Origin of the sequence: Pseudomonas sp. 9AZ (genome assembly GCF_902506525.1) — a bacterium.
Lineage (GTDB): Bacteria > Pseudomonadota > Gammaproteobacteria > Pseudomonadales > Pseudomonadaceae > Aquipseudomonas > Aquipseudomonas peli.
Map to the genome: position 1 here is coordinate 1692187 of NZ_LR733840.1, position 17735 is coordinate 1709921.

Below are 17735 nucleotides of genomic sequence, written 5' to 3' on the forward strand. Positions count from 1 at the left end.
TTCCTTAATTCAGAAACAGGAGAACGGCGAGCACCAGCACGGCGCCCCCGGCTATCGATGTGGCGTACCAACGCACCTGGCCGGTCTCGCTGCTGGCCAGCAAGGCGTTGCCGCCACGCGCCAGACGCGGAATCAGGCCAATGCTGCGGTCGATCGGGTCGTGCCCGAGCAACCGGCAAAGCAACAGGTACGGTCGCACAAACAGCTTGTCGTAGAGCCAGTCAAAGCCCCAGGCGGCGAACCACCAGGCCGAGAGGAAACGCCCCGGTGCACTCTGCGCTACCGCCGTGGCGAAGCTGCGCTTGCCGAGGAACAACAGCGCGGCCAGAACGATGCCGATGATGGCAATGGCCCCCGAGGCGATTTCCAGGCTGTGCTTGGCGTCACCGCCGGCATGGCCGACGCTTTGTGGCAAAACGCCGGCCAGCGGTGGGCTGATCAGCGCGCCAATAAAGGTCGACAGCACAATCAGGGTGACCAGCGGCAGCCAGTGAGCGATGCCATGGCCGGCATGGGCTTCAGTCTTCTGCTCGCCATGGAAGGCGATAAAGATCAGGCGGAAGGTGTAGATCGAGGTCAGGAAGGCGCCCGCCAGGCCGGCGTACAGCAGCCACTGATGACCACTGGCAAAGGCTTCCCAGAGGATCTCGTCCTTCGAGTAGAAACCGGCCGTGATCAGCGGCAACGCCGCCAGAGCCGCGCCGCCGGCGATAAAGCTGGCGTAGGCCAACGGCAGTTTCTTCCACAGGCCGCCCATCTTGAAGATGTTCTGCTCGTGGTGGCAGGCGTTGATCACCGCACCGGAGGCGAGGAATAGCAGGGCCTTGAAGAAGGCGTGGGTCATCAGGTGGAAGATAGCCGCGTCCCAGGCGCCAACGCCCAAAGCGAGGAACATGTAGCCGATCTGGCTCATGGTCGAGTAGGCGAGGATGCGCTTGATGTCGGTCTGCACCAGCGCGGCGAAGCCGGCCAGCACCAGGGTCACGCCGCCGACGATGCCAACCAATTCGAGAATTTCCGGAGTCAGCAGGAACAGGCCGTGGGTACGGGCGATCAGGTACACGCCGGCGGTCACCATGGTCGCCGCGTGGATCAACGCAGAAACCGGGGTCGGGCCGGCCATCGCATCGGCCAGCCAGGTCTGCAGCGGCAGCTGCGCGGATTTACCAACTGCGCCGCCGAGCAGCATCAGCGTGGCGATCCACAGCCAGCTATCGCCTTCCACGTACTTCTGCGGCGCCAGCACCATCAGCTCCTGAATATTCAGGGTGCCCAGGTGGAGGAACAGGATAAACAGGCCGATGGCCATAAACACGTCGCCGATACGGGTGACGATAAAGGCCTTGAGCGCTGCGTTGCCGTTGGCGGTGTGCTTGAAGTAGAAGCCGATCAGCAGGTAGGAGCACAGCCCTACGCCCTCCCAGCCGAAATACAGCACCAGCAGGTTATCGCCCAGAACCAGCAGCAGCATGCTGAAGATAAACAGGTTGGTGTAGGCGAAGAAGCGCGAGTAGCCCTCCTCACCGCGCATGTACCAGCTGGCGAACAGGTGAATCAGGAAACCCACGCCGGTAACCACGCCGAGCATGGTCAGCGACAGGCCATCGAGATACAGGGTGAAGCTCGGCGCAAAACCGGCCACGCTCATCCACTGCCACAGCATCTGGGTAAACACGCCGTTTTCCGGCGGATTAAGGTTGAACTGCACGATCACCCAGGCCGCCGTCAGCGCGGACAAGCCCACCGAACCGACGCCGATCAGCGCGGAGAGGTTCTCGGAGAAACGCCCGCGCGAGAAGGCCAGGAGAAACCAGCCCAGCAGCGGAAATACACAGGTCAGGAATAGAAGGTTCATCCGCGCATCTCGCTGGCAGCGTCGACATCGAGGGTGTTGAAGCGGCGATACAGCTGCAACAGGATCGCCAAGCCAATACTGGCTTCGGCGGCGGCCAGGGTGATCACCAGGATAAACATCACCTGGCCGTCAGGCTGGGCCCAACGGCTGCCCGCCACCACAAAGGCCAGGGCGGTAGCATTCATCATCACTTCCAGGCTCATCAGCACAAACAGGATATTGCGCCGCACCATCAGGCCAATAAGGCCGAGGCTGAACAGCACGCCGGCCAACGCCAGGCCATGCTCCAGGGGAATCGCATTCATGCCGTGGGCTCCTTGGCATCGTGACGGCCGAGGTGATAGGCCGCGACCAGCGCAGCGAGCAGCAGCATCGAAGCCAGCTCCACCGCCAGCAGGTAAGGCCCGTACAGGGCGATACCGACGGCTTTGGCATCAATGGTCTGCAAACCGAGGGCCGCGTCACTGGGCGACTGAAACAGCACATAGAGCAATTGCCCCAGCAACAACGCTGAGAGAATCGCCGGGCCGGTCCAGATACCCGGCGTCAGCCACTGGCGCTCCTGCTCGACCGCAGCCGGGCCGAGGTTGAGCATCATCACCACGAAGACGAACAGCACCATGATCGCGCCGGCGTAGACGATGATCTCCAGCGCGCCGGCAAAGGGTGCGCCGAGGGCGAAGAAGGTCATCGCCACTGCCAGCAGCGAGAGAATCAGGTACAGCAGGGCATGCACCGGATTGCTCGCGGTGATCACCCTGAATGTGGCCGCCACGGCAACGCCGGCGGCGAGGTAGAAAGCGAATTCCATGTCCCCTCCTTAGGGCAGTAGGCCTTTGACGTTGATCGGTTCGGCTTCATTCTGCGCGGCGCCTTTCGGCTTGCCGGCAATGGCCATACCGGCGACGCGGTAGAAGTTGTAGTCCGGATTCTTGCCCGGGCCGCTGATCAGCAAGTCTTCCTTCTCGTACACCAGGTCCTGACGTTTGAACTCGCCCATCTCGAAATCAGGAGTGAGCTGAATCGCCGTGGTCGGGCAGGCTTCTTCGCACAGGCCACAGAAGATGCAGCGCGAGAAGTTGATGCGGAAAAAATCCGGGTACCAGCGGCCATCCGGGGTTTCCGCCTTCTGCAGCGAAATGCAGCCCACCGGGCAGGCCACCGCACACAGGTTGCAGGCCACGCAGCGCTCTTCGCCGTCGGGATCGCGGGTCAGGACGATGCGCCCGCGATAACGCGGCGGCAGGTACACCGCCTCTTCCGGGTATTGCAGGGTGTCGCGCTTGCGAAAGCCATGGCTGAAGACCATGACCATGCTGCGCAGTTGGGTGTAGGTGCCGTGCACCACATCCCGTATGTATTTGAACATTCTGTGGTTCTCCTTACTGGGCCGCGGCCAGCACGAATGCGCCGGTCACCAGCAGGTTGATCAGGGTCAGCGGCAGGCAGAACTTCCAGCTGAAGGCCATGACCTGGTCATACCGTGGCCGCGGAATCGAGGCGCGCAGCAGGATGAAGATCATGATGAAGAAGCAGGTTTTCAGGGCGAACCAGAAAAACGGAATCTGCGGCAGGATGCCAAATGGCCCGTGCCAACCGCCGAAGAACAGGGTTACCAGCAGCGCCGAGATGGTGATGATGCCGATGTATTCACCGACGAAGAACATGCCCCATTTCATCCCGGCATATTCGATGTGGTAACCGTCGGCCAGCTCCTGCTCAGCTTCCGGCTGGTCGAAGGGGTGACGGTGAGTCACCGCCACGCCGGCGATAAAGAAGGTACAGAAGCCGAAGAACTGCGGAATGATGAACCAGAGGTTTTCCGCCTGGTAATCGACAATGTCGCGCATGTTGAACGAGCCAACCTGAGCGACGATGCCCATCAGCGCCAGCGCCAGAAACACCTCGTAGGACACCGTCTGCGCCGAGGCGCGCAGCGCACCGAGCAGGGCAAACTTGTTATTACTTGCCCAGCCGGCGAACAACACGGCATACACCGACAGCCCAGCCATGGCGAAGAAGAACAAAATGCCGATGTTCAGGTCCGCGACGCCCCAGTTCGGGGTGACCGGGATAATCGCAAAGGCCATCAACATGGCGGCGAAGGCGATCATCGGCGCCAGGATAAAGATGAACTTGTCGGCGAACGGCGGCGTCCAGTCCTCCTTGAAGAACATCTTGATCATGTCGGCCGCGATCTGAAACATGCCGAACGGCCCGACCCGGTTGGGGCCGTAGCGGTCCTGCCACCAGCCCAGCAGGCGCCGTTCGACAAAGCTCAGCAGCGCGCCGCAAACCACCACCACCAGCAGAATCACGATGGCCTTGAGTACGGCGATCAGCACGTCCAGCACTTCGGGGGTCAGCCAACTCATTGCGCGGCCTCCTCAATGCGGGTGACCACGCTACCTGCGATCAGCGCCGGCATGCCCGCCAAACCGACGGGCAAACCGACCACACCAATGGCCAGCTCTTCGGTGATCTGCAGCGGCAGGCGCAGAGTCTGCCCGGCGACTGTCAGGCTCAGCAGCGCGCCGTCATTAACGCCCAAGCGATCCGCTTCGGCCTTGGCCAGCAGCGCGTAAGGTGCGGGAATGCGCTCTTGCAGCGGCGCGGCGCCGGCCGAGGTTTCTTCACTGCCGAACAGGTGATGCAGCGCCACGGCCTGCAAGGTACCCGGAGCCGGGTTAAAGGCGGCCGGTACACTGAACCAAGGCAGCACCGTGCCTTTGGCTTCCAGCAGACGCACACCGGGGTCACCAGCGCGCAGATGGCCGCCGACTTCGTCCTGAAACTTGTTCCAGGCCTGCGGCGAGTTCCAGCCCGGCGACCAGGCGAATGGAATCTGCTGACGGTCTTCCTTGCTGCCGGAATAGCCTTCCATGGAGAAGGCAAACGCTGAATCCTGGTCCTGCGGCTGACGCGGCTCGTGCACGCTGATATTGGCGCGCATGGCAGTGCGACCGCTGTAACGGTGCGGCTCACGGGCCAGCTTGAGGCCCTTGATGCGGAAGGTGGCATTGGGCGCGGCTTCGCCGATGCGTGCCAGCAAGCTGTTGCTGGCAGCAACGGCAGCGGTCACCGCATCCAGCTGGGTCCAGTCGAGCGGCTTGCCCTGCAGCGTGCTGTGCAGGGCATGCAGCCAGCGCCAGCCTTCACGAATCAGGATGTTGGCGTCGTAATAGCTCGGCTCGAACACCTGGAAGAAGCGCTGAGCACGACCTTCGAAACTGACCAGGGTGCCATCGCCTTCGGCGAAGCTGGCTACCGGCAGCAGCAAATGGGCTTTTTCGCTGGTGGCTGTGTGCTGATGGTCGGCGACGATCACCAGCTTGGCGGCCGCCAGCGCGGCATCGACCTGGGTAGCATCGGCGCGACGGTACAGATCGTTTTCCAGCACGATCACGGCATCGGCCTGGCCGGACGTCAGCGCCTGCAGCGCCGCATCGACGGACTCGCCACCCAGCAGGGCCAAGCCCATGCTGTTGGCTTCCGGCACTACCAGGCTGATGGAGGCGTTCTTTTCGCGATTCTTCAGCGCGCTGGCGATATTCGCTGCTGCTTCGATCAGGCTCTTCTCACCCAAGGAGGCGCCGGAGACGATCAGCGGACGCTTGGCTTCAAGCAGCGCTTCGGCAATCAACTGCACCAGTTCACCGACATCGGCGTCCAGGCCGTTAACCGCTGGTGCGCTCGGGTCGATGGCGTGGGCGACAGCGAAACCGATACGCGCCAGGTCGGCCGGGGCCGCATGCACGCAGGCTTCGGCGATGTCATCCAGACGCGTGGCGGTGACGCTGGCGATAAACAGCGGATGCAGCGCGTCCTGAGCGACGTTCTGCACGGCAGCCATGTGCCAGTCCTGAATCTTCATCGACGCGGCGATTTCAGTGGCCTTACCCTTGACCGCCTGACGCAGGGCCAAAGCCATGCGTGCAGCAGTCTGGGTCAGGTCTTCACCAAGGATAAACACCGCGTCGTGCAGCTCCACTTCACGCAGAGTCGGCACCGGCAGCGGGCCGTTCTGCAGGATGTCGCGGATCAGGCGGATATTTTCCAGCTCGCCTGCAGCGATACCGGAGTAGTAGTTGGCCTCGCCGACCAGCTCGCGCAGGGCGAAGTTGCTTTCCAGGCTGGCGCGGGGCGAGCCGATGCCGATTACGCGTTTGCCCTTGAGCAGCTCGGCGGCCTTGTCCAGCGCGGCGTCGATGCCGAGCTTTTCGCCACCCTCTTTATTCACCAGCAGCGGCTGACGCGGACGATCCGCGCGGTTGACGTAGCCGTAGCCGAAACGACCACGGTCGCAGAGGAAGTACTGGTTCACATCACCGTTGAAGCGGTTTTCGATGCGGCGCAGTTCGCCATAGCGCTCGCCGGGACTGGTGTTGCAGCCGCTGGCGCAGCCGTGGCAGATGCTCGGGGCAAACTGCATGTCCCACTTGCGGTTGTAGCGCTCGGAGTGGGTCTTGTCGGTGAACACACCGGTCGGGCAGACCTCGACCAGGTTGCCGGAGAACTCGCTTTCCAGCACGCCGTCTTCGACGCGGCCGAAGTACACGTTGTCGTGCGCGCCATACACGCCCAGGTCGGTACCGCCGGCGTAATCCTTGTAGTAGCGCACGCAGCGGTAGCAGGCGATGCAGCGGTTCATCTCATGGGAGATAAACGGGCCGAGCTGCTGGTTCTGGTGAGTACGCTTGGTGAAGCGATAACGACGCTGGTTGTGGCCAGTCATCACCGTCATGTCCTGCAGGTGGCAATGACCGCCCTCCTCGCACACCGGACAGTCGTGCGGGTGGTTGGTCATCAGCCACTCGACGACGCTGGCGCGGAACGCCTTGGATTCTTCATCGTCGATGCTGATCCAGGTGTTGTCGGTGGCCGGCGTCATGCACGACATGACGATGCGCCCGCGCGTATCGTTTTCATCGGTGTACTGCTTGACCGCACACTGGCGGCAGGCGCCGACGCTACCGAGCGCCGGGTGCCAGCAGAAGTAAGGGATATCGAGACCGAGGGACAGGCAAGCCTGCAGCAGGTTGTCCGCCCCATCGACTTCGAAATCTTTGCCGTCTACGTGGATAGTGGCCATGGTTCAGGTTTCTTCTTTGCCCACCGAAGCGGGCTTGGCTAATGGAATCACGTTGTGCTGCGGGGCCAGGTCAGTGGCCGCCAGAGCGCCATTGTTTTACGCGGGGACGAATTGCCCCGTCGTCGCCGGAGCCGCCGAGCTGGCCACGCCAGCCTCGAACTCCGAACGGAAATACTTGATCGCACTGCCCAGCGGCTCAACCGCACCCGGTGCGTGAGCACAGAAGGTCTTGCCGGGGCCAAGGAAATTGACCAGGCCAAGCAGCGTGTCGATGTCCTGCTGCGTGCCTTGCTTGCGCTCCAGGGCACGGAGGATCTTCACGCTCCAGGGCAGGCCGTCGCGGCATGGCGTACACCAGCCGCACGACTCACGGGCGAAGAACTCTTCCATATTGCGCAACAGCGAGACCATGCTGATGCTGTCGTCCACCGCCAGCGCCAGGCCGGTGCCCATGCGCGTGCCGACCTTGCCGATACCGCCGGCGTACATCAGCGCATCCAGGTGTTCGGGGAGCAGAAAGCCGGTGCCAGCACCGCCTGGTTGCCAGCATTTGAGCCTGTAGCCATCGCGCATGCCGCCAGCGTAGTCCTCGAACAGCTCACGGGCGCTGATGCCGAAAGGCAGCTCCCACAGGCCAGGGTTCTTCACCTTGCCGGAGAAGCCCATCAGCTTGGTGCCGTGGTCTTCACTCTCCGGGCGGGCCAGACTCTTGTACCAATCCACACCGTTACCAACGATGGCCGGTACGTTGCACAGGGTCTCGACGTTGTTGACGCAAGTAGGCTTGCCCCACACACCGACGGCGGCAGGGAACGGCGGCTTCGCGCGCGGGTTGGCACGGCGACCTTCGAGGGAGTTGATCAGCGCGGTTTCTTCACCGCAGATATAGCGCCCGGCACCGGTGTGCACGAACAGCTCGAAATCAAAACCGCTGCCGAGAATGTTCTTGCCGAGCAGGCCGGCGGCCTTGGCTTCCTCGATGGCGCGGTTCAGATTCGTCGCCGCATCGACGTACTCGCCGCGCAGGAAGATATAGCCGCGATAAGCCTTGAGCGCCCGCGCAGAAATCAGCATGCCTTCCACCAGCAGGTGCGGCAGCTGCTCCATCAGCATGCGGTCCTTCCAGGTATTCGGCTCCATCTCATCCGCATTGCACAACAGGTAGCGGATGTTCATGGATTCGTCGGCAGGCATCAGGCCCCACTTCACACCAGTGGGGAAACCAGCACCGCCACGGCCCTTGAGGCCGGAGTCTTTCACCGTTTGCACGATGTCGGCCTGGGCCATCTCACTCAGCGCTTTGCGCGCGGCGGCGTAGCCGTTTTTCTGCTGGTATTCCTCCAGCCACACCGGCTGGGCGTCATCACGCAGGCGCCAGGTCAGCGGATGGCTTTCCTCGCTGCGAGCGATCTTGTTGGCCGGGCCGATGGAGGTCAGCGTTTTGATGCTCATACGTAGGCCTCCAGCAGTTTGGCGACGCCATCAGGTTGCACGTCGCCAAAGGTATCGTCGTCGATCATCAGCGCTGGGGCCTTGTCGCAGTTACCCAGGCAGCACACCGGCAACAGGGTAAAGCGGCTGTCGTGGGTGGTCTGACCGAGGCCGATACCGAGCTGCTTGTGCATTTCGGCGACGACCGACTCATGGCCACCGACATAGCAGGTCATGCTGTCGCATACGCGGATTATGTGACGGCCAACCGGCTGACGGAAAATCTGACTATAGAAGGTGGCCACACCTTCGACGTCGCTGGCGGGAATACCGAGGATTTCGCCAATCGCATCGGCGGCGCCATCCGGCACCCAGCCACGGGCTTTCTGCACGATTTTCAGCGCTTCGATCGACGCCGCGCGCGGGTCTTCGTAGTGGTGCATCTCGTGCTCGATGGCCGCACGCTCGGTTTCGCTCAGAGCAAAACGGTCGGTTTGAATCAGGGTTGTCTGGCTCATATCAGCGGTCCACGTCAGCCATAACGAAGTCGATACTGCCCAGGTACGCGATCAGGTCGGCGACCATGCTGCCGCGAATCACCGAAGGGATCTGCTGCAGGTGCGGGAAGCTCGGCGTACGAATGCGCGTGCGGTAGCTCATGGTGCTGCCGTCGCTGGTCAGGTAGTAGCTGTTGATGCCCTTGGTCGCCTCGATCATCTGCAAGCTTTCGTTGGCCGGCATCACCGGGCCCCAGGAAACCTGCAGGAAGTGGGTGATCAGGGTTTCGATGTGCTGCAGCGTGCGCTCTTTTGGCGGCGGCGTGGTCAGCGGGTGATCGGCCTTGTACGGGCCTTCCGGCATATTGCGCAGGCACTGGTCGATGATTTTGATGCTCTGGCGCATCTCTTCCACGCGCACCATGCAGCGGTCGTAGGCATCGCCATTGGCGGCCAGCGGCACTTCGAACTCGAAGTTCTCGTAACCGGAATACGGCCGTGCCTTGCGCAGGTCGAAGTCGCAGCCCGTCGCACGCAGGCCAGCACCCGTGGTGCCCCACTCCAGCGCTTCCTTGGTGTTGTACTGCGCCACACCAATGGTCCGCGCCTTGAGGATGCTGTTCTTCAGTGCGGCTTTTTCGTATTCGTCGAGGCGCTTGGGCAGCCAGTCGACGAACTCCTTGACCAGTTTGTCCCAGCCACGCGGCAGGTCGTGGGCAACACCGCCGATGCGGTACCAGGCCGGGTGCAGGCGGAAACCGGTTATGGCTTCGATCACCTTGTAGGCGCGCTGGCGGTCGGTGAAGGTGAAGAACACCGGAGTCATCGCGCCGACGTCCTGGATATAGGTACCGAGGAACAGCAGGTGACTGGTGATACGGAAGAACTCGGCCAGCATGATGCGAATCACGTCGACCCGTTGCGGCACGGTGATGCCCGCAAGTTTTTCCACAGCCAACACGTACGGCAGGTTGTTCATCACCCCGCCGAGATAGTCGATGCGGTCGGTGTAGGGGATAAAACTGTGCCAGCTCTGCCGTTCGGCCATTTTCTCGGCACCACGGTGGTGGTAACCGATTTCCGGTACGCAATCGACGATCTCTTCACCGTCGAGCTGCAGAATGATGCGGAAGGCACCATGGGCCGACGGGTGATTGGGACCGAGGTTGAGGAACATATAGTCCTCATGCTCGCTGCCGCGCTTCATGCCCCAGTCTTCCGGCTTGAAGCGCGCGGCTTCTTCTTCCAGCTGCTGCTTGGCCAGGGTCAGGCTGAACGGATCGAATTCGGTGGCACGCGCCGGGTAATCCTTGCGCAGCGGGTGACCTTCCCAGGTCGGCGGCATCATGATCCGCGTCAGGTGCGGGTGGCCGCTGAAATGAATGCCGTAGAGGTCCCAGACTTCGCGCTCATACCAGTTGGCGTTGGGCCAGATGCCGGTGACGCTGGGCACATTGAGGTCACGCTCGTTCAAGGCAACCTTGAGCATGATGTCGCTGTTCCGCTCCAGCGACATCAGGTGATAGAACACGGTGAAATCCGCACCCGGCAGGCCGCGACGCTGAGTACGCAGGCGCTCGTCGACACCATGCAGGTCATACAGCATGACGTAGGGGCGCGGCAGGTTGCGCAGGAAACTCAGGATCTCGACCAGGCGCTCGCGTGCCACCCACAGCACCGGCATACCGGTACGGGTGCTCTGTGCGGTGAAGGCGTCAGCGCCAAAACGGGAATTCAGTTCGACGACCACATCTTGGTCGTCAGCCTTGTACGGCGGTATGGACAGAATGCTGTCTGCAGTCATGGTCTCGGTCGCTATCGGTCAACGGCGTCAGTAGGCGGGCTCAATCGAGCCCAGGCTCACACTTCGTCGGGGCTACGCAGATTGGTCACGGCGATCCGCTGCTCGCGACGCTGTTCTTTCTGCGAAGGCATTTCGGCACGGTAAACACCCTGATCACCGACCACCCAGGACAACGGCCGGCGCTCCTGACCAATGGATTCCTGCAGCAGCATCAAGCCTTGCAGAAATGCCTCGGGGCGGGGCGGGCAACCGGGAATATAGACGTCGACCGGCAGGAACTTGTCGACTCCCTGGACCACGGAGTAGATGTCGTACATGCCGCCAGAGTTGGCGCAGGAGCCCATCGAGATCACCCACTTAGGTTCCAGCATCTGCTCGTACAGGCGCTGGATGACCGGAGCCATCTTGATAAAGCAGGTGCCGGCGATGACCATGAAGTCCGCCTGGCGCGGGGAAGCCCGGATCACTTCTGCACCAAACCGGGCCACGTCATGTGGCGCGGTGAAGGCGGTAGTCATTTCCACATAGCAGCAGGACAGGCCGAAGTTGTATGGCCACAGGGAGTTCTTGCGCCCCCAGTTCACTGCACCATTGAGGACATCTGAGAGCTTGCCCATGTAGATGTTCTTGTGGACTTGATCATCTAGCAGCGGGTCGGAAACAGTCTCCCGCTCGCCGACCGGATAGCGCTCATTGGGCGCATCCGGATCGATCCGAGTAAGTTTGTAGTGCATTGCCAAAGCCTCATTGTTTTAGCTTCGCCTGCCGCTCACGACGACCCTGAGGTGCCCAATCGAGCGCCCCAATCCGCCAAAGGTAGACAAGACCTGCCAACAGAATTGCTATAAAGACTGTAGCTTCGATTAGCCCAGCCCAGCCGCTTTCGCGCACTGAAACTGCCCAAGCGAAGAGAAAGAGGGCTTCGACGTCGAAGATCACGAAGAGCATCGCGACCAGATAGAATTTAGCTGACAGTCGCAAGCGCGCACTGCCGACGGGCAACATGCCAGACTCAAAGGGTTCGTTCTTGCTGCGGCCCCAGGCTTTGCTGCCCAGCAGGCTGGAAAGGCCAAGCATAAAGCCAATCAGCCCGAAGACTCCGAGCAGGAAAACAGCAAAAGCCCAGTTATGGGACATGGTCGTTACCGCATCAGGCATGCCGGTACTCCTTAGGCAAAAGGAACGGCTTGTAAAATTTTATTATGGCGAACGCGACCCCAAACCGGGTCACTCGCAAAGTATGGCGCAATTCTATGCGCACAACGTTTTAGTAACTAATTATTTTCTGTTCACAAAGCGACAAAAATGCGTACCCAATCGCCAAAACCCTCTCAACACATCAACCACGGGCGCTGAACCGCATCAGCAGTTGGTTCGATTGAATACAGCCGCTATGCTTGGCTGCATCTCAATGGATAAAGACTATGACCCTCACCGAACTGCGCTACATAGTCACCCTCGCTCAGGAACAACATTTCGGCCGTGCAGCCGAACGTTGTCACGTCAGCCAACCCACGCTGTCGGTGGGGGTGAAAAAACTCGAAGATGAGCTCGGCGTGCTGATCTTCGAACGCAGCAAAAGCGCAGTGCGCCTTACGCCTGTGGGTGAAGGCATCGTCACCCAGGCGCAGAAGGTGCTAGAACAGGCCCAAGGCATTCGCGAACTGGCCCAGGCTGGCAAGAACCAGATGGCCGCGCCACTGAAAATCGGTGCGATTTACACCGTCGGCCCTTACCTGTTTCCACATCTGATTCCGCAGCTGCACCGCGTCGCGCCGCAGATGCCGCTGTATATCGAAGAAAACTTCACCCACGTATTGCGTGACAAGCTGCGCAACGGTGAGCTGGACGCGATCATCATCGCCTTGCCGTTCCACGAAGCCGATGTGCTGACCAAGCCGCTGTACGACGAACCCTTTTATGCCCTGCTGCCCGCCGGCCATCCGTGGGCGGAACTGAAGACCATCGACAGCAAGCTGCTGAATGACAAGAGCCTGCTGTTGCTCGGTGAAGGCCACTGCTTCCGCGATCAGGTGCTGGAAGCCTGCCCAACCCTGCGCAAGGGCGGTGAAGACAGTGCCAAGCACACCACCGTGGAATCCAGCTCGCTGGAAACCATCCGCCACATGGTCGCCTCGGGCCTTGGCGTGTCGATCCTGCCGTTCTCCGCTGTCGACAGCCATCATTACGCCCCTGGGGTAATCGAAGTGCGCCCGCTCAGCCCGCCCACACCGTTCCGCACCGTAGCCATCGCCTGGCGCGCCAGTTTCCCACGGCCGAATGCCATCGAAGTCCTGACCGATTCGATCCGCCTGTGCTCGGTGGCCAAACCACTGCCCAAGAGCAGTTAACACAAGCCATGACCGAATTGGCCGCGGTTTCTGTTACCGCGCTGAAAGGCGTGGGCGCTGCCCTGGCTGAAAAGCTCGCCAAGGTTGGCCTGGAAACCCTGCAGGACGTGCTGTTCCACCTGCCGCTGCGCTATCAGGACCGCACCCGCATCGTGCCGATTGGCGCGCTGCGCCCAGGTCAGGATGCCGTGGTAGAAGGCATCGTCGCCGGCGCCGATGTGGTCATGGGCCGCCGCCGCAGCCTGCTGGTACGCCTGCAGGACGGCAGCGGCACCCTGTCTTTGCGCTTCTACCACTTCAGTCAGGCGCAGAAAGAAGGCCTTAAACGCGGCACACAGGTGCGCTGCTACGGTGAAGTGCGGCCTGGCTCATCAGGCCTGGAAATCTATCACCCGGAATACCGCGCGCTGTCCGGCAGCGAACCGATTGCCGTGGAACAGACCCTGACGCCGATCTACCCGACCACCGAAGGCCTAACCCAGCAACGCCTGCGTCAGCTCAGTGAACAAGCTCTGGCGCGCCTCGGCCCGCACAGCCTGCCGGATTGGCTGCCGCGCGAGCTGGCCGACGATTACCAGCTCAACCCGCTCGATCAAGCCATTCGCTATTTGCATCGACCTCCGCCGGATGCTGACCAGGAAGAACTCGCCGAAGGCCGCCATTGGGCCCAGCACCGCCTGGCCTTCGAGGAATTGCTGACCCATCAACTGTCGCTACAGCGTCTGCGCGAAAGCGTGCGCGCGCAGCAGGCTCCAGCGCTGCCGCTGGCGAAACGCCTGCCGCAGCAGTACCTAGCCAACCTGGGTTTTACCCCCACCGGTGCGCAACAGCGGGTCGGCGCGGAAATCGCCTACGACCTCAGCCAGAGCGAGCCTATGCTGCGCCTGGTGCAAGGCGATGTCGGCGCAGGCAAGACCGTGGTCGCCGCTTTTGCCGCGCTGCAGGCACTGGAGGCCGGCTATCAGGTGGCGCTGATGGCCCCCACCGAGATTCTTGCCGAGCAGCATTTCATCAACTTCAGCAAATGGCTCGCGCCGCTGGGTCTGGAAGTCGCCTGGCTGGCCGGCAAGCTAAAGGGCAAGGCCCGCGCCAGCGCCCTGGAGCAGATTGCTGGCGGCGCCCCAATGGTGGTGGGCACCCACGCGCTGTTTCAGGAGGAAGTGCGCTTTGCCAAACTGGCGCTGGTGATCATCGATGAACAGCACCGCTTTGGCGTGCAACAGCGCCTGGCCCTGCGACAGAAAGGCATCGGCGGGCGTATGTGCCCGCACCAACTGATCATGACCGCCACGCCGATCCCACGAACCCTGGCGATGAGCGCTTACGCTGACCTCGACACGTCGATCCTTGATGAACTGCCACCCGGCCGAACACCCGTTAACACCCTGGTCATCGCCGACAGTCGCCGCCTGGAAGTGGTCGAGCGTGTGCGTCTGGCATGCAACGAAGGGCGCCAGGCGTATTGGGTCTGCACGCTGATCGAGGAATCTGAAGAGCTGACCTGCCAGGCCGCGGAAACCACCTTCGAGGATTTATCGGCGGCGCTCGGCGGGCTGAATGTGGGCTTGATTCACGGGCGCATGAAACCGGCAGAAAAAGCCGCGGTGATGGACCAGTTCAAGCAGGGTCGGCTGCAGCTGTTGGTCGCCACTACCGTGATCGAAGTCGGCGTCGACGTACCCAATGCCAGCCTGATGATCATCGAGAATCCGGAGCGCCTGGGCCTGGCTCAGCTGCATCAGCTGCGCGGCCGGGTCGGGCGCGGCAGCGCTGCCAGCCATTGCCTGCTGCTCTATCACCCGCCATTGTCACAGCTGGGGCGCGAACGGCTGGCCATCATGCGCGAGACCTGCGATGGCTTCGTGATTGCCGAAAAGGATCTGGAATTGCGCGGGCCCGGTGAAATGCTCGGTACTCGCCAGACCGGCTTGCTGCAGTTCAAAGTCGCCGACCTGATGCGTGATGCCGACTTGCTTCCAGCAGTGCGCGATGCCGCGCAAACCCTGCTGGAACACTGGCCGCAGCATGTCAGCCCGCTACTTGAACGCTGGCTACGGCATGGCCAACAATACGGACAAGTGTGAGCGAGAGTCTGCTGGCGTTTCGTTCGCAAGCTGCGTTGCTGTGCAAAATCTCGCCAGGCAAGACGGAGGACGCAGGTAATGGTGTTGCCTTGCCAAGTCCTCCAACAGCGCATGGCGAGATTTTTCGCGCAACCCGAAGGGCGGGATCTGTTTTAGCGCGATGCTGCGTTTCTCGACACTCATTTGGCACACCATACTTCGTGTCTCGTGCCTTGCCTCGTGCTAAAACAGACTCCAGCGCGGCCGCTAACGAAACGCCAACAGCCCCAAACAGCACAACTGTCGTCTGCGCCGCATTTTCCTGATCCCGCTGTATATACTCGGGGTATTGCTACTTCTGCTGGATACCGTCATGACCGAACTTGCCCTTGCTCCCGAGACCGCTCTGCGCCCGCCAGCGGTGATTCTGCAGTTGCTGGAAAAGCTCGGCCTGCCCTATCAAGTCTGCCGTGATCTACCCGGTCTGGCGGTCGCACAGCGGCTTCAGGCGGTGTTGCTGGATGACGCAGTGGGCGCCCTGCTGGTGCTCTATCCACAGAGTCAGCTACTCGACCTCAACCGCCTGACTGAACTGACCGGCCGCCAGCTAACGGCCGTCAAGCCGGAGCGCCTGGAGCGGATGCTCGGCAAGCACAACCTGAAAGTGCTACCCGGCCTACCGCCTTTGACCAGCTCGCCGTGCCTGTATGACGAACGCCTGCTGGACGTGCCAAGCCTGTACATCGAGTCGGGCCAGCCTGGTGTGCTGCTGGAACTGGCCATTGATGCGTTCAAAAGCCTGCTGAGCAAAGCCAGCGCCGCACGCTTTGGTGAGCCGCTGAGCAATATCCGCCTGAACCTCGACCGCCCAGACGACGACCGCGCGGAAATCACCCTGGCGGTGCAAGCCTTTACTGCCCGGCGCATCCAGCAGCGCCTGGAAGAAACCATCGAAATCCCCCCCCTGCCGGAAACTGCGCAAAAAATCATCAAACTGCGCGTCGACCCGGAAGCCACGGTCGATGACATCACCGGCGTTGTCGAAACCGATCCAGCCCTGGCCGCCCAGGTGGTCAGCTGGGCCGCCTCACCTTATTACGCCGCCCCCGGTAAGATCCGCTCGGTGGAAGATGCCATTGTCCGTGTTCTGGGCTTTGATCTGGTGATCAACCTGGCCCTCGGCCTGGCGCTGGGCAAAACCCTGAGCCTGCCCAAAGATCAACCACAGCACGCGACGCCTTACTGGCAACAGGCGATCTACAGCGCAGCCGTAATCGAAGGCCTAACCCGCGCCATCCCGCGCGCGCAGCGCCCGGAAGCCGGCCTGACCTACCTTGCCGGCCTGCTGCATAACTTCGGGTATCTGGTGCTGGCACATGTGTTTCCGCCGCACTTCTCGCTGATATGCCGGCACCTGGAGGTCAACCCGCACCTGTCGCACAGCTATATCGAGCAACACCTGCTCGGTATCAGCCGCGAACAGATTGGCGCCTGGCTGATGCGTTACTGGGATATGCCGGAAGAACTGGCCAGCGCCCTGCGCTTCCAGCATGACCCGGAATATACCGGCCCCCACGCCACCTACCCGAACTTGGTGTGCCTGTCGGTCAGCCTGCTGCGTAATCGGGGTATCGGTGCCGGCCCGCAGAGCGAGATTCCACAAAGCCTGTTCGACAACCTAGGCATTAGCCGGGAAAAAGCCGAAGACGCCGTGAGCAAGGTGCTGGCCGCCGAAGTCGCGCTGCGCGAACTGGCCGCGCAATTTCACCCTGCGAACTAAAGCGGGCTGAACAGAAAAAGGGGCCCACGGGCCCCTTTTTCATCGCTGTCGGCTAACTATTTCTTCAGCTGCGCGCGCCGCGCGGCAAACAACTCCGGCAGCACCTGCACACTGCTATCGAGCAACTGCGCTACGGCTGGCTGCTCATACAGGGCGGCATATTCGGCCAGCTTTTCACTGGGCATCTGCCGGTAGGCATACAGCATAAAGGACTCCACCGCTTGAGCGCTGGAAGCCCGCAGCGCGTCTTCCTGGGCCTTGGTTTGAGTGCTCAGCGCTTTTTCGTCGATGCTTTCGCCACGCCCCTGCAACGCCAGAAACGCCTGGGTTTTGCCGACTTCATAGCGTAACAGGGTGGCCAGGGTCGTGGTGTGTGCGGCAGCATCCAGGCGACGGACCAAGGCAAGACGCTCCTCACGCGGCGGGCGCTCGCCCAGCTGTTTGCGGTAAGCCGCCAGGCCTTCCGCGCCGCCTTCACCAACCGAGCGTTCGGCGGCGGTAAAGCCCTGCGCCAGCGGGCTTTCCAGCAGGCTCTTGGCCTTAACCAACTGGGCTTGATCGAGTTTACCGGTCAGCTTCTTGGCCAGGTCCAGGCACAGGCCATCGGCGGCAAACACCTTGGCCAACTGCGCTTGCTGTTTATCGCTCAGCCCGCGTTGCACCAGCGGCGCGCTCTGCTCGCAGAGCAAACGGATGCCTGCCAGCTCGAATAACGGCGCAAAAGCTTCGGCTTTGGGAGGCGTAGCATGGGCAAGGGAGGTGGAAAACAGCAGGGCACTCAGCAACAAACGCATGGGCAAACTCTCACGATGGCTGTATCCAGCCTAGCGAAAGCAGCGCGCGCCGGCCAGCCCTGGCGCGC

Annotated in this window: 15 protein-coding genes; 3 read left to right on the forward strand and 12 right to left on the reverse strand. The window is 61.7% G+C overall.

Features of this window, described 5'->3' with window-relative positions:
* Positions 1-4: 4 nt before the first annotated feature.
* From nuoL to ALTER154_RS07930, 11 genes are all read right to left on the reverse strand, one after another.
* Positions 5-1855 carry an NADH-quinone oxidoreductase subunit L gene (nuoL, locus tag ALTER154_RS07880; RefSeq protein ID WP_160086021.1) on the reverse strand — a complete coding sequence of 617 codons (1851 nt, stop codon included), beginning with the start codon at positions 1853-1855 and terminating at the stop codon, positions 5-7.
* Positions 1852-2160: an NADH-quinone oxidoreductase subunit NuoK gene (gene nuoK / locus ALTER154_RS07885; protein ID WP_090250586.1), complete on the reverse strand. Its 309-nt coding sequence runs from the start codon at positions 2158-2160 to the stop codon at positions 1852-1854. The genes nuoL and nuoK overlap by 4 nt, the downstream gene beginning before the upstream one ends.
* A complete protein-coding gene (gene nuoJ / locus ALTER154_RS07890; RefSeq protein ID WP_160086023.1) occupies positions 2157-2666 on the reverse strand; it encodes an NADH-quinone oxidoreductase subunit J in 510 nt (169 codons plus the stop codon). Before nuoJ ends, nuoK begins: the two co-directional genes overlap by 4 nt.
* A 9-nt stretch (positions 2667-2675) precedes the next feature.
* A complete protein-coding gene (gene nuoI / locus ALTER154_RS07895) occupies positions 2676-3224 on the reverse strand; it encodes an NADH-quinone oxidoreductase subunit NuoI (protein ID WP_160086025.1) in 549 nt (182 codons plus the stop codon).
* 13 nt (positions 3225-3237) lie between these two features.
* Complete coding sequence (gene nuoH / locus ALTER154_RS07900; RefSeq protein ID WP_160086028.1) at positions 3238-4230, reverse strand: NADH-quinone oxidoreductase subunit NuoH; 993 nt, start codon at positions 4228-4230, stop codon at positions 3238-3240.
* Positions 4227-6947: an NADH-quinone oxidoreductase subunit NuoG gene (nuoG, locus tag ALTER154_RS07905; RefSeq protein WP_160086030.1), complete on the reverse strand. Its 2721-nt coding sequence runs from the start codon at positions 6945-6947 to the stop codon at positions 4227-4229. Before nuoG ends, nuoH begins: the two co-directional genes overlap by 4 nt.
* 96 nt (positions 6948-7043) lie before the next feature.
* On the reverse strand, positions 7044-8399 hold the full coding sequence (nuoF, locus tag ALTER154_RS07910) for an NADH-quinone oxidoreductase subunit NuoF (RefSeq protein ID WP_178126329.1): 1356 nt from the start codon (positions 8397-8399) through the stop codon (positions 7044-7046).
* Positions 8396-8896 (reverse strand): NADH-quinone oxidoreductase subunit NuoE, encoded by a 501-nt coding sequence (gene nuoE, locus ALTER154_RS07915; RefSeq protein WP_160086032.1) that lies wholly within the window; start codon positions 8894-8896, stop codon positions 8396-8398. Before nuoE ends, nuoF begins: the two co-directional genes overlap by 4 nt.
* Before the next feature lies 1 nt (position 8897).
* Positions 8898-10679: an NADH-quinone oxidoreductase subunit C/D gene (gene nuoC / locus ALTER154_RS07920; RefSeq protein WP_160086034.1), complete on the reverse strand. Its 1782-nt coding sequence runs from the start codon at positions 10677-10679 to the stop codon at positions 8898-8900.
* 56 nt (positions 10680-10735) lie between these two features.
* On the reverse strand, positions 10736-11413 hold the full coding sequence (locus tag ALTER154_RS07925; protein WP_090250605.1) for an NADH-quinone oxidoreductase subunit B family protein: 678 nt from the start codon (positions 11411-11413) through the stop codon (positions 10736-10738).
* 10 nt (positions 11414-11423) lie between these two features.
* Positions 11424-11837, reverse strand: a complete 414-nt coding sequence (locus ALTER154_RS07930) for an NADH-quinone oxidoreductase subunit A (RefSeq protein ID WP_090250607.1) — start codon at positions 11835-11837, stop codon at positions 11424-11426.
* 266 nt (positions 11838-12103) lie between these two features.
* Between ALTER154_RS07930 and ALTER154_RS07935 the strand changes: the two genes are divergently transcribed.
* The 3 genes from ALTER154_RS07935 (at position 12104) to ALTER154_RS07945 (ending at position 16873) form a co-directional block, all read left to right on the forward strand.
* Positions 12104-13030, forward strand: a complete 927-nt coding sequence (locus ALTER154_RS07935; protein WP_090250610.1) for a hydrogen peroxide-inducible genes activator — start codon at positions 12104-12106, stop codon at positions 13028-13030.
* A gap of 8 nt (positions 13031-13038) precedes the next feature.
* Positions 13039-15114, forward strand: a complete 2076-nt coding sequence (gene recG / locus ALTER154_RS07940; RefSeq protein ID WP_178126330.1) for an ATP-dependent DNA helicase RecG — start codon at positions 13039-13041, stop codon at positions 15112-15114.
* Between the two features lie 352 nt (positions 15115-15466).
* Positions 15467-16873, forward strand: a complete 1407-nt coding sequence (locus ALTER154_RS07945; protein WP_160086038.1) for an aminoacyl-tRNA deacylase and HDOD domain-containing protein — start codon at positions 15467-15469, stop codon at positions 16871-16873.
* Positions 16874-16929: 56 nt separating this feature from the next.
* Here the strand turns inward: ALTER154_RS07945 and ALTER154_RS07950 are convergent, their stop codons facing one another.
* Complete coding sequence (locus ALTER154_RS07950; protein ID WP_160086040.1) at positions 16930-17667, reverse strand: hypothetical protein; 738 nt, start codon at positions 17665-17667, stop codon at positions 16930-16932.
* Positions 17668-17735 lie beyond the last annotated feature (68 nt).